The sequence below is a fragment of the Pseudomonas sp. PAMC 29040 genome (assembly GCF_003994535.1).
In the GTDB taxonomy this organism is placed as follows: Bacteria; Pseudomonadota; Gammaproteobacteria; order Pseudomonadales; family Pseudomonadaceae; genus Aquipseudomonas; species Aquipseudomonas paraversuta.
The window spans coordinates 156391-170625 of record NZ_RZAA01000001.1 but is presented as its reverse complement, the minus strand read 5'-3'; the positions used below and the strand labels follow the sequence as shown (position 1 = coordinate 170625).

Sequence of the window (14235 nt, the reverse complement as noted above, 5' to 3'; positions counted from 1 at the left end):
GAAGAGAACACCATGACCGATCACGCCGTTCAAATCCTGCGCGATGCCTTCGCCAATGCGCCGACAGGCCCCGTCGTCCTCAACGACGCCTTCTTCACCGCAGCCGGGCTGACACCACCGGCGGGTTTCACCGCGGCCATCAAGGCGGCCTACCGGCTGCCGGAAGGCGCGGCGGGGCTGACGATCCAGTACGAACGCGCGGCGGTGACGCCGGTCGTCGATGAGCGCTTTTCGATCCCGAATCTGCTGCTGAGCTTCCTGAACGCGACGACGGCCGTGTCCACCCTGTTCGGAGCGGCGGGATCGCCGCAGACACCGCTGCTGGGCATCGACGTCATCCCAACAGGCTGGCAGTTGTCCGAGCAGTTCCCGAATATGTCCTCGGCCAACTGGCCGTTCGCCCTGCTGCAGTTCGATCAGCAGCGCTTCTACTTCGCCAGCGCCGCCCAAGACTACGTATGGGCGGCGCAGAACGCGACCCTGGCGATGCAGGCCGGGCAGAACCTGTATGGGCTGACGAGCGTACCGGCTCCCGCTGTGCCCTTGATCCAACTGATCGCCAACCTGCCGGTGCCGGCTACCCGGCTGTTGACGGTCGGCCCGATCGTGCTCGACAAGGCAGACAACGAAACCATCCTGTTCACCGATACTCACATCCGCGCTCTGCTGCCGAGCGGGAACGATCTGCGTCTGTTCTTTCTGCGTGTACTGACGCCCCACCTGGGCATGCTCATCGAAACGGATCTGGAAATTGAGGACGAGGAAGGTGAACGACTGCGCGACGAGTTGGGCGAGGCCGAGACCGTTCCGGTGCAGACCCCGCTCTACTACTTCGGGACCCAGATCGAGGTCGAAGGCGCGAACGGCAGCACATTGCTCTTCGACCTCCAGGTGCTGGTCAGCACCGATGGCTCGCAATACCGGTTCGTCATCGGCCCCGGCGATACCGACACACCGATCACGCCAACTGCAGTGCTCAAGCTGATGTCGGATGGTGCAGGAGGCAGCTATTTCAGTTTGCTGCCGCCCGTACTCCAGCAATACCTCGCCAGTGTGCAACTGCTGGGCTTCCAGCTCGGCGGGCCGCTCAAGCCTAGGCCAGACTGGAACCAGTTGTCTGTCTTGATGGGCAGCGTGCAGGGGCAGCCGATTCCGTTGTTCTCCGATCCGACCACTCAGCAGGTCTTCGAGCTCGACAGCTTCTCGGTGAACTGGTCGTTGGCCAAGCAAGGCGGTCGCCTGGATTCAAGCGGTTTGATCGAGGCTGATTTCAAGCTGTTTCCGGAAATATTCAGAACCAAGGACGGCCTTCCGGGCGGGCTTTTCCATATCGAAATAGACAGTGCACTGAACTTCGAAGGGGCCTTCACCGGAAAGGCCTCGCTGGACGACGTTCTTCGCGGGATCACTGGCGGCGCCATCGGCTTGCCCGACGGCGTGTCGGTCGATTTCTCCGACATCTTCGTGCAGGTCAGCCCGAGCAGGAAGGCCTACGCGCTGGGTTTTCAGGTCGATGCCTTCATTGATGTGCCCTTCGTGCAGTATATCAACCCGGTCAGTGGCGTGTACGAGCCATTGATCCAGGTCGCCGGCCTAGTGTTCGATCTTGCCGCCAGCACGCCCAACCGCAGCGATGGTCAGCCCGGCAAGACCGTGTATGCCGGCTCCATGATCGGCCAGCTCATCATCGGTCCGGTCGCCGCGAACGTGAGTGTCGCCTACGACGGCACGTTGCCGATACCGCTGTGGGTCTTGCAAGCTTCGCTGGCCCAGCCCCTGGTGCTGTCCGATCTGATCAACCAGTTCTTCCGTGCCTACGATCTTCCGAGTTTCCTGCCGGGCACCCTGACGGTCGAGGCCCTGGCACTCGAGGCCAGCATTCCGGTCGCTCCGAAGGCGATGTCGGCAGCGCTCACCGAGCGGTCGCACTCACGCTCGGCCCGCAACGTCCATGATCGTGCGCGCTGGCGCAGCCCGGTTCGGGCGCTCGGGCGGCGCAGCACAGCCGTCGCGGCCACAGGCACGCGCTCGTCTTACTCGATCTCCACCCGCATCCGCTGGATCTTCGAGCTGACGCCACAGATCCCAATCGACATCCTGGCCGAGCTCGGACTCGACTACGACGGCAGCCGCAAGCCGGGCGAGGAATTCGCCGGCTCGGTCATCGGCACGATCAATATCGACTTCCTCGGTCCGATACAGATCGGCTACCGCTTCGGTGCGCCAACCACCAGCAGCGGCGTGACGACGCTTCGTGACTTGCCGCTGGCTGCGGCTGCGCTGCCCGCCAATAGCACTTTGTGGATGAGCTGGAAGGGGTTTCGCGCCGAGTACGATTTCGACAAACAGGTCGTGGCGTTCTCGTTGACGGGGTGGACCGTCGGCTCGCTGATCACGGCCCTGGTGGAGATGCTCGGCGATCCGTACTTCACGCTGCCGGCCCCGTGGAGCGTGCTCAATTCGATCGCCCTCAACGGTTTTTCCATCCAGTTCGACCTGAAGAGCGGCGCCAAGAGCCGGGTGACCGCCAAGTACACCCTGCCAGCGCCGATCGACCTCGGCTTTCTGACCATCAAGGGCCTGCAGTTTCTCCAGGTCGACGGCAAGGTCACCTTGGCCATCGACGGATCCTGCAGCGTGCCGGGGCTCAACGAGCAACCGCTGTTCAACCCGGAGCAGGGCGGGCAGGACGTCCAGAACATGCCGCCGGTGCCGGGGCAGGGCAATGCCTACTTCGACCTGAAGCTCCTGGCCCTGGGGCAGCGCATCGCCATCGCTGGCGCGCCGACGTTCAAGACCACCCAGGAAGTGATCAAGGCCTTGGAAGCCATTCCTGCATCCAGCGGCCCGGGCATGCCGTTCGACCCGAGCCAGCAGAAGCCGGGGCAGCCTTACTACAATCGTAGTTCGAACTGGCTGGGGGCGATGCATTTCGGGATCCTGCGGATCGGCGAAAGCGCCAAGTACGCCATCGACTTCATGGTGGTGTTCAACGATCCGGACCTGTATGGCCTGCGCCTGGCGCTCAACGGCGACAAGATGAAGGTGCTGGCCGGGCTGGCCATCGACGTGCTGTACAAGAAGATCACCGATGATATCGGCTGTTACCAGATCGAGTTCACCTTGCCCAGCGTGCTGCGCAACCTGGATTTCGGCGCGTTCTCGGTGACGCTGCCGGTGATCGGCCTGCAGATCTACACCAATGGCGATTTCCTGGTGGACTTCGGTTTCCCCAGCAACATGGATTTCTCCCGCTCCTTCACGGTGCAGGCGATCATCTACGGGGTGCCGGTACTGGGGTCGGGGGGCTTCTATTTCGGCAAGCTGTCCAACGCCACTGCACCCAACCTGCCGCAGACGACCCGCGGCACCTTCCACCCGGTCATCGTGTTCGGCTTTGGCGCGCAGCTGGGCATCGGCCGCTACATCGACAAGGGCATTCTCAAGGCCGGCTTCTCGATCACGGTGTTCGGCATCATCGAAGGCACACTGGCATCATGGCATCCTTATCGGATCGGCAACACCGGCAGCGCCAATGAAGTCCAGGGTGACTATTACTTCAAGCTCGCCGGGACGTTCGGGATCATCGGCAAGCTCTACGGCTCCGTCGACTTTGCGATCATCAAGGCCGATGTCAGCCTGACTGTCATGGTGTATGTGAAGATCGAGTACGAGTCGTTCCGCAAGATCCCGCTGACCTTGTCGGCATCGGTCAAGGTCAGCGTTTCGGTCAAGATCGACCTCGGGCTGTTCTCCATCAAGATCAGCCTGTCGTTCTCGGCCAGTATTACCGAACAACTGACCATCGGCTCCGACAGCCAGGCGCCCTGGGATGGCAGCAACAACCTGGCCGGGCCGGTATTCGCCCGGAACAAGGGATTGATCGAGTCGCGAGCGCTGCCGCTACCGCGCACGCTGCATGAGCATGGCATTGCCCCACGCCCATTCACGCTGGACTTCACCCAGGCTCACCGCCTTTTCAGCGCACGCCAGTCGGCCGCCGACAAGGTCGCCCTGGAAATTACCGCGCTCACCCAGTTCACCGTAGTGGCAGCCGAAGGCGCAGGTTATGCGGGGCAGGAGGGCGCCCTGGTGCTGCTGTTCGCCATGGATGCGCCGACCGCTGACGGCGCCAGCGCGGGCGACGATACATCGTTCGGCCGACTGTGCAAGGCGCTGCTGCCGTGGTTGATCGGCAGTGTGGTGCCGAAAACCGAGCGCCAGTTGCTGGCGCTGCCTGGGTCCACCCAGGGCGACGTTTCCCGGCCACTGCTGGAAGGAATCCTGCAGGCCCTGTCCGACCCGGCCCAGGCGCCATTCAGCAGCGACCAGTTGCTGGACTTCCTGGCAGCCAACTTCACCGTCACCGTGTCTGCCGCCCACGCCAGTCTCAGTGCGCAGCGCAAGGCCGAACTGGACGCCGGCTCGACCCTCTTCCCGGCGCTGAGCTTCCTCCGCATGGAAGTCCCGGATCCGGACAATGCCAGCGCCACGATCACCATCGACTACGACGACTACGTCAGCGCAACCCCAGGTTATCAGGCCGAGCTGCGTGCCATCTTCAATTCGGTGGCGGCCAACGTCCGCGACGAATCGGCAGCGCCCGGCACCGCGCGTGCGGCACTGCCGGACACCCAGGAAGCGCTGGCCGCCTCGGTATTCACCGACTACTTCATCCTGCTGGCACGACAACTGGTGCAAAGCGCCATCGATGGGTTCGACGACTATCCCTATCCGCTGACGTCGGCCACCAGCCTGCAGTCCATCCTCGATTGGGCCAATGGCCTGCAGCAAGGGCAGTTGAAGGCCACGCCGCTGGCGCAGGCGAACCTGAACTACCCATTGACGCCCGGGTTGAAGCTCGACATCGCCAACATCGCCTACATGGTGCAGGTCGGCGACACCTTGGCGGCGATTGCGGCGCGCTACGCCGATCCACAGGTGCCGGACAACACCAGCGCGGCCGCATTGATCCTGGGCAACCAGGCCCAGAGCAATCTGATCGTCCCCGGCGTGCTGATCGCGCTGACCCTGGATGGCGCGCCCAGGCAGTACACGACGCAGGCAGGGGATAGCTTCACGAGCATCGCCCAGGCCTTCGCCATCACCGTCGAGCGACTGGCCGGCGAAACGACGCTGTATACCCAGACTGGCCTGCTCAGCGCCTCGGTGGTGCTGACCGTGCCCAATGTGGTCGTGACCACGGCAGCGGGCGATAGCATCGCCTCGATCACCGAAGCGCTGCGGGTTCCCCTCGAAAGTTTCCTGACAGCCGCCAACCTGGTGCAGGAGGGGCTGTTCAAGGTCGACGCAAGCCTGCGCTTCGCGATACCGGCCCTGGTGGTGTTGCCAGAGGATGGCCTGTGGCAGGCAATACTGGCAGCCGGAAACCTCGGCCAGACCGCCGGCACGGCGGCGCGCTACATGCTGCACGGCATGCGCTTGCCGGTGGCGCCAGGCCTGAGCATCCCGAGCAGCGGCTTCCTTTATGGCGCCCCCCATTGGGCCACGGCGCAATCGGCCTATGGCGTCTACCAACTGACGGGTCAGCAGTTCCCGCTGGCGGATCGCGCCGGTGACTATCCTGTCACGCTGACGCGCCCGGATGATCCGGCCTATACCTGGTTTTCCCTGGGCAGCGGTGCCAGCCTGAGCTTCGACATCGCTTCGCAGACTTCGCTGCTTGCCAAGGTCGTGGCCTCGGTGAGGCAAAACGGTTACCGGCCACGGATCGAGCAGTTGACCGCAGAGCCGGAAATGACCTTGGCACCGACGCGTTACAGCGTCGCCAACGTTGTGCCTTGGTCGACCACGGACATGGCCCGCCTGCTGGAGTTGACCCGTTCGCCTGGCACACTACAACAGGATGCGAGCACCGGCCCGCAAGCCAGGCCGTTGCTGTTCGACCTGTCCAATGCCTTGCTGGCGACCGTCGAAGCGAAGCAGGCAGCGCTGGCGCTGCACATTGCCAGCAGCGCGGCCTTGATGCCGTACATGCCGGTGCTGTCCGCGTCTCTGGGCATCAGCGACCCCGCGACCTCAAGCACTCGCTTCAGCGACATCGACGCCTGCACCTTTGCCACCCGTATCGAATTCCGCATCAAGCAGTTGGCCCAAACTGCGGATCTTGCGCCCGAGCAGCCGAACGCCAATGACGTGGTGCCTCCCGGCCCTGGCAATCCTGGCTCGGCGGCACGCCCACTGGCGCGTTTCGCCTATGAGATCATCGGCCCCAACCCGGCACAGACCGTACTGCTCGAGCGCTGGCTGACGGCGATGACCAGCGAGGGTGAAGACCTTGCCAGCGGCCTGTTCCTGCTCTATGCCGATGCCAACAATGGCGCCAGTGGGCTGACCAGCCGCGCCGACAGTGAATTCCTCTCGTTCATCGTGCAATCGAACCTCTCCACCGAGACCAATCCGCCACAGGCGCCGCTGACGGACAGGCTGGTGGCAGCCGGTCCGCCGACCGGCATTGCCAACACGCCGGCCGAGTTCATCAAACTGCTCTGGGAGCTGTCGACGGTCAACTCTGGCGGCAGCTATCTGTTCTACCAACTGCTGGCCGACGGCACTGGCCTGCCGCCCGCGCTGTTCGACGAGAGTGGCATCGCCACCCTGACCCTGGTGCTGACCCTGCGCCGGGATGTCGCACAGCCCAAGGGACAGCGGATCTTCAACGGCATCAACGCCTTGTTGACCACGGCCGCGATCGATCCACAGGCGTCGGTAGTGCAACTGTGCGGGGTCAATGCCGCGACGACCAGCCTGACGCTGGCCTCCGACGCCAGTATCGCCGATATCAGCAACGCCTACGCTATCGACATTGCCGGCCTGGTCGCCAGCAACGCTGGCGCGCCCCTGACACTCGGCAGACAGATCCCGGTTTCCGGCCTTTATCATCAGTTGCTGCCCGGTGATGTCGGCGACGGCAAGGATCCCATCGCGGCGATGGCCGCCTATTACTCGGTCGGCGTGACGCCGACGATCACCGCGGCCGCCATTCTGGCCTTCAACCCCGGCGTGCCCGTGGCCGCCCTGGCAGTGTTCAGGATCCCGCCGTTCACCTATGAGGTGAGGGCGGAAGGGCCGGGTGATACGCTGCAAGCCATGGCCGTCTATTACCAGGCCGATGTCGTGGCGCTCGGCTATGGTGCGCGGGATGTCGCCGGCGTGTTCGCCCAAGCCACCGTGACGATCGATCCACTGGCCCTAGATGCCACCCCCAATCTGGGGCTGAGCAACGCCGCCCTGACCCTAGAGCGCGAGCGTGGACTGGAGCCTGCGAACCTGGGGCCCAGCCCGACCCAGGCCGAGATCGACGCCTATAGCCATGCGACCTTGCTGCAGCTTTACCAACTGCTGTCGGCACGGGTGGTGGCCACGCCGTTCTTCAAACCCAGCGTGGACAGCGCCGCGTTCGGGCCCAGGGATGTGCCGGAGGCGTCAGAACCAGCGAAGGTGCGTAATAGCGGCACAGGCTTTGTCGCTGCCGCCCAGGACAGCCCGTACCTGTACAGCCAGGCCCTGGGCTTTGCCGAACAGGCCTTGATCAACCCGGCACCGGCGGCGCCATTGCCCGGATTGCCTATGGCCGCAGACAACCCGTACATCGGTGTCGGCACGCTGCTGCAGTTGCATATGGACTGGCAGGATCTGTTCGGCAACCGCACCGCCAGCCCGTTCAGCGTGCCTGCTGCCGGCGACCCGCAACCCTTCGGCAATGTGCCCATGGCCCTGAGCTACAGTGATCGCCTGGTGGCACTGGATGCCTGGCCGAGTACGACCCGCAGTTATCGCTACACGGGGGCTGCGGGCGCGCCGGTGCTGGAGGTCCTGCTCAACTTCGATCCCTCGCCGTACGCCCCCGCAGACGCCAGAGCGCATCTGCAGGCTGTGCGCTTCGGTGACGAGATACCCGTCTGGCAGCGCAATGCCATTGCCGACCTGGGCAGATTCCAGTTGATCTACTTCCAGCTCAACCAGAACTACGATGGTCTTGGCGTGCCTGGCCTGAATGGCCAGGCCGTGTCCATGTCGCTAGTCAACTCACTGCTGGCGGCACCTGAGCAACTGCTCACCGAGGCGGCACGCGAGGCCATCCTCGGCTACGTCGACCAGGTCGTTGTCTACCTGGCGGCCCGCGCCAACGGCGCGAGCGCCACGCCACCGGCAACGACGAAGCTCTCGATGCCGGTGGATGTCGCCGGGTTGACCCAGGGCAGCGACATCATTCGCCTGGATCTGGCGTTGCGTTTCAGCCGCCAGGCCGCCCTTGTGGCACCCGCCTTGCGAGCGTTGCAGGGCGGTGTCGCGGTGAGCGCGACCATTCCGGTGGACGCCAACCTGGAGACACCTGCGGCAGAGGACGAGGCGCCGGCTTACCCGGTTGCGCTCGACCAGTTCGCCGTGGATTTCGAGAAGGTCTTCGTCACCGCCGACTGGCAGATGCGCCTGGGCACCAGCTCCGCCGACCCCGCCACGCCCAATGCTGCCCGAACCCCGACGATCTGGGCGGTGCGCATGGCCAAGGCGAGTGACCAAGGGATCAGCTTCGACATCGGCGATACACCGTGCTATTTCGCACCGCTGCCCATTGCCAGCCACCTGCAGGCCCTGCAGGTGGCTATCGAGCGATACCAGAGCGGGTCAGCTTATCCGGCCGGCACGGCGCTACCGACTACCTTTACCAATGTCGACCCGAACGTCTGGCTGGCCGAGTGCCTGGCCGCCATCGACGATAGCCTGGGTGCGAGCTATTCGACGCCGATGTTCCAGCTCGATCGCTTGCTGGGGCTCAACGAGAACCCGACCGACCCGTACGACCCCAAGGCCGGCTATCTCTACCGGTTGCTGCAGTCCAAGAAGCTGCTGGCCGGTGCCATAGCCTCGACGGCGACACCTGTGCTGGAGCAGCCTGAGAGCGGCCTGAAACAAGCAGCGGTGGACAAGCTGGAACAGGCGCTGCTGCGCCGCCTGAGCAACGCCAACACCCTCACCTGCGTGGCCGTGTTCCCCGTGAGCAACGCCCATTACGCCCCGGTGCTGCCAGACGGTGTGATTGCGCCACGTCTTTTCGGGCAGCCGACAGGGGGGCTTGGCAAGGCGGGCGTATCGGCCAATGACAACTTCGCCTTGTCCACGGCGAAGATTCCGTTGTCTGCCGAGGCCCAGGCCAGCACCCTGGCGTTCCTGGTGACTTCGCGGTCGGCCGAGAGCGACGCCTATGTCGAACTGGATCTGGGATATGCCCTGACCCACGTCGAGCACGATATCCACGGTGTAGCGGGTATCGAGCACTACCAGCAGTCACGCTGGGTGACCTTCCTGACTGGCCCTTACAACCAGGCGATCAAGCCCGTCGGAGGAGGGCGCTTCAGCATTCCGGTGGCCTTGCGCGCGCTTCCCGTGCCGGCGATGGTCGTGGCGCAGAGCGGCTGTTCCAGCGTCATCGATCCGGCGGAGGTTGCGCCGGCACAGCTGAAAACCTGGACCTACCGCTTCAGCTACTTGCAGCAACAGGCCGCCCAGGACTCGGTCAGCGCCACAGTGGTGTTCAACAGTGATAGCGACGGGGAAATGCTGCGCGGCAGCCCATCGCCGACCGAGCAGCTCTATGCCGCTCTGGCACAGTTCGTGGCGATCCACCCGGCGGTAAGCCGCGACCTTGAAACCTACCTGCGTCCGATCGACGGCAAGACGACGGCCGATAACCCGGATGTCGCCATGGCCGCCAGCGCGATCGCCGCGCTTGACGCAGTAGTCTCAGGCGTGGCCCAAGCCTTTGCGGCCTGGGCCACGGCCCAATCGTCCACGATCCTTGTCGTGGAGCCGACCTACAAGGTCGAGTATGCATTCGAGATTCGCCTGATGCCGGAGGAGCAGACCCAGGCTGCGCAAGTGCAGATCCTGCCGCAGAGCTTCAGTAAATACGGGCAGCCTGCCAGCAACTTCCTGCCGCCGGCAATGGTGCTGATCGACCCGGACAATTACGCGCCGAAACGGATCCAGTTCGACCCTGCGACGGGAGCGGCTACTTGGGGCTATGAGCTGCGCAAGGATGCCAAGAACCCCACGCTGCCGGCCGTGCTGCCTTATGCGGCGGCGCGGCTCGATGCCGCCAGGGCGGTGGAGTTCGCGGAGCTTGACCTGTTTGCCCTGCAGAACGGCTGGGCATCGATCCAGGTTACGCGTAACCGTCACCTGGCGCCGGATCCCGCAATCCAGACGACAGCGGCCTTCGAGTTCACATCCGCCGTCGCCCGTTTCGCCGACCCCATGGTGCCATTGCTGGAAATCCCGAGATATGCCTTAGACCGGCAGGCCACCAAGCCGGAGTCGATCGCGACTTGGCTGGATGATTTCTTTGCCGGTCTGCTGACGCCGACGCTGCATGGCAGCACGGAACTGCCGGTGTTGGTGGGGCTACAGAGCAGCTATACGTATAGCCTGGTGCCAGGGGGCGGCAGCAGTGGCGTGCCGGCGACGATTATCCCTGTAAGCCTGCTGCCACCTACGTCGACCGAAGGGCAACTGCATCCTGCGTTCATTACGCAGGTGGGGGATGCGGATCAGCAGTGGTTTGAAACTGAACGACCGGTTCAGGATGAAGCGACTGGGTTCAGATTCGGCCTGACGGTATTTTCGGGCACGGGGAGCAATCGGTTACCGCTGATGAAGATCGATGCGTTGAGTCTGGCGACGAAGAATATTGTCTGAGGCTCCGATCCGAGTGAGGGCAGGTGTTTTTCACGGGTGGTCAGCGGCGTGCCGAGAGCCAGAAGTAGAGATCAACCTGCGACTCCATACTCTCAGCCCTCGGCGCCGGATACCTTACGCAGAGTATCTTGAGCGCCCCTGACCAGTTCCGGCCGCGAGAAACAATACCTCTGATACCAGGCAGAGTTTTTCACCGGGGACAGTACGTCAAGATCCCGCTGCGACGAAAAGATTGTTCTTGAGCGGCGGGTTCAACTTCAGTGCATGAAGCTAGTATCGATTTGGTTTGCGATCGTTCAGGCAAACTGTGGTTCTTAGAGATCAACCCGAACGGGCAGTGGGCTTGGATTGAAAATTTAACGGGTTACCCTATTGCTGCGGCGATCGTAGACGAGTTGACGGTGAGCGCAATTGCTTCAGCCTAAAGAATGGCTCCATTGGCTCTGGCCGACACTAATCCCATTGTCATCTGCTGAGCAGACCGAGGATACGGAATGGAAGCAGGGGATTGCTGCATCTGTTCAAGAGGGAGATTGGTCGACAGACAGCGACGTAGTGCTGGAAGAGTCGCGGCGTCTTTTTGATGCAGAAGTTGACCGTCGGAAGGGATCTGATGCGAAAGCAGGTATTTACCTAGCCGCCATCACGGCGTTGATACCCGTACTTGTCTCGCTGCTACCAACCCTATGGAGCGATAAGTCGAGCAAATGGCTAGGCTGCATTAGCCTCATGTTATTTGGATTGGCAGTGGCTTTCCTGCTGCGCGCAGGGGCTTGGGCGTTCAGAACGCTCAAAGTCGCCGGGTTCACTCAGCTTGGTCCAGGTGAGCTAGCCAATACCTGGAAAGAAGGCTCGCCTAAAGCGGGCTTAGCCAAGCAGCTCGCTAGCGCCGTCCTACATAACTACTCACTGGTCAACGAGAAGGTGACCGGTATCAAAATGACCCATGAGTATCTGCTTCGGGCCTTTTTGACGTTCACCATTCTCCTGGTGCTGCAAGTGATCTGGCCGGTTGGCGTATGGGTCGTCGAAGAGCGCACAAAACTAGACACTCCAACTCCGGCTCCATTGATCATGTGCTATTCGTGACGTCATGAATCCGGAAAGTTGATCACTGAAGGTACTCTCAGATCTGGTGGCGGTCGTTTACGACTTCAGCCCGAGCCGCGCTGGCGAACATGCCCGAAACTTCCTTGGAAACTGGAAGGGCAAGCTGGTCTGCAATGACTTCGCTGGCAAAAAGGCAGGCTTTGAACTGGGCGTCACCGAAACTGGCTCTTCGCAGGGTCGTTGCGCAGCGGAAAACGGGCTGCAGCAATCATGGGCGTGATTCAGTCGGCACGCATGAACGGGCATGACCCGTAAGGCTATCTCAAGGATGTACTTACGCGGTTGCCGACACAGAGGGCCAGTGAAATAGGACGGTTGCTACCGCACCAGTGGGTAGCTCCATCGCATTGATCTAATGGGCGTAACCCCATTAAATTTCCCATTTTTCCCCTGTCGTTGGCTAGATTTTCTTAACCGCGCCAAGATTTTCTTAAAATATGCGCCAAACACTCAGAAAATATTAACCGAAAATGGCCGCGCAACCACACCTCTGGGGTACCCCAGCTCGCCAGTGGGCTTATTGCGGTTGATATTCGGAAACGGTACGAGACACAGCGTCGCGCCGATCTGACTGCCAAAAGCTACGAGTAATGTAGGGATAGCGCTTAAGAGGGACGTTATCTATCGATTCGTTCACGGTTTATCTGCAAAATTGCTTCGGTGGTCTAAGGCGAGGAAATTTCAAAATTGAGCTTTTTTGGGCGAGGTCGTTCTAAATTTGCACGCACTCAATGGAGGTGGGTAAGGGTTTAGTGGGAAAAGTTTCAATTTTCCGCAGTCGCGAGGTCACGAAGCGAACTCGCCATTGGGACGAACCCAGACCCAGATACGTGATTTAACATAATATACATTATGCGAACTATCGTATTGGTGCGTCAGGGTCAGTGGAGGTCAGATTTCAAGGCTGGAAATTCCTCTTTAGAACGATCCCCGCATTTCGATGCCTGCAACAATACCCTGACGCGCTCTAATTGCTGGCTTTGCATTAAGCTTGTCGGCCAACACCACAATGGAATGACAAATGATCAGAGCATTTGAACTACACGACATGGAACCTGTTGTGGAAATCTGGCTGAGCGCATCGATCAAGGCTCATGACTTTATCGACGCGGCTTACTGGCAATCCCATACAGCAACGATGCGTGATGTTTACATCCTGGCATCTGAGACCTATGTGTTTGAAGACCAATCCAGCGTCCAGGGGTTTTGCTCCTTGCTGGGCAATCAACTGGCCGCGCTGTTTGTTGATCCGGCTCATCAAGGCAAAGGCCTGGGCAAACAGTTGCTTGAGCACGCGAAAAACCTTCGTGGTGAGTTGAGCCTTGCGGTTTACAAAGAGAATGCGCCCAGCCTGGCCTTTTATCGCTCACAGGGTTTTGATGTGGTCCGCGAACAAATTGACGAGCAGACAGGTCATGCTGAATACCTGATGGCGTACCGCACATGATCCTCCCACAGCCTTTGCTGACAGCTATCGAGAGCCTGTATTTGAACGCTGCCTTAGCGCATCCGGTTGATTACTCGGTAGACAGTGAAGCCCGGGAATATGGCGGTTTGCGCTTTACTCTTGCAGGTCGCAAGGTTGTCTTCAGGGTAGCCAAAGTGACGCCAACCAAGGTCGGCCAGTTCGTCACCCTGTGGAAACGACCTTGCCCAGGCGGCGAAATTGCACCACTGGATAGCGCGGATGACATCGATTTCGTGGTGGTTCATGTGTCTACTGAAGGACGCTGCGGACAGTTCGTTTTTGATCGTGAGACCTTGTTGTCGCGCGGTGTGTTTGCCATCAATGGTCGCGGCGGCAAGCGCGCATTTCGTGTTTATCCGCCATGGAGCCAGCCTGTAGCACGCCAGGCCGTGCAGTCTCAAAGATGGCAAACCGAGTGTTTTGTCGCGGTTTCTCCCTTTGAACCGGCCTCAATAGTACGTATTCGCGGCCTTTTCAACTGCGTGTAGTCTTAGGCTTATATATGCATTCTAGATATAACTAAACTAAAGAACTATTTAGTATAGTTATAATAATGACCCTTGGCATCAGGTTCGGCAGCCCTTTCCCCTTGCTGTCCGACGGCTCCATCTGGAACCCCGGTGCACCAAAGCCTGGCGATTTACGCCCCCAACGCGGCCGCCACTCCAGATACTTCCATGCCTTCCACCGCAGGCTGCGTCAATGCCAGAGCGCATTTCTCTCGCTTAACGCACCGGGCGCGCTGTACCTGTTGCCTGTGCTCCAGTTGCGTAACTGCTGCACGCTGTGCCGCCAGTGCTTCGCGCATCCGTGCATCGATGATGCCTGCGATGCATGGCCATCAACCTCTGCCCCGCCGCTACCTGCATCCCCGGCTCCAGCGAGAGAGGCGCCGAGGTGAGGATGGGAAAGCGCTCGCCACTGGCTTGCTGCGGTTT

4 protein-coding genes and 1 pseudogene are annotated in these 14235 nt (G+C 61.3%); all 5 read left to right on the top strand.

The window, feature by feature from the left end; all coding sequences use genetic code 11:
- Window positions 1–12 precede the first annotated feature (12 nt).
- The 5 genes and pseudogenes from WG29040_RS00725 (at window position 13) to WG29040_RS00705 (ending at window position 13785) form a co-directional block, all read left to right on the top strand.
- A complete protein-coding gene (locus tag WG29040_RS00725; RefSeq protein WP_127195378.1) occupies window positions 13–10719 on the top strand; it encodes a LysM peptidoglycan-binding domain-containing protein in 10707 nt (3568 codons plus the stop codon).
- 411 nt (window positions 10720–11130) lie between these two features.
- The gene (locus WG29040_RS00720) at window positions 11131–11808 is read left to right on the top strand and encodes a hypothetical protein (RefSeq protein ID WP_010657015.1); all 678 of its coding nucleotides are present in this window, start codon (window positions 11131–11133) and stop codon (window positions 11806–11808) included.
- A gap of 37 nt (window positions 11809–11845) precedes the next feature.
- Window positions 11846–12180, top strand: a pseudogene (locus WG29040_RS00715) (transposase domain-containing protein); the annotation flags it as partial.
- A gap of 670 nt (window positions 12181–12850) precedes the next feature.
- Window positions 12851–13276 (top strand): N-acetyltransferase, encoded by a 426-nt coding sequence (locus WG29040_RS00710; protein ID WP_127195377.1) that lies wholly within the window; start codon window positions 12851–12853, stop codon window positions 13274–13276.
- Window positions 13273–13785, top strand: a complete 513-nt coding sequence (locus WG29040_RS00705; RefSeq protein ID WP_127195376.1) for a MepB family protein — start codon at window positions 13273–13275, stop codon at window positions 13783–13785. The genes WG29040_RS00710 and WG29040_RS00705 overlap by 4 nt, the downstream gene beginning before the upstream one ends.
- Window positions 13786–14235: the final 450 nt, after the last annotated feature.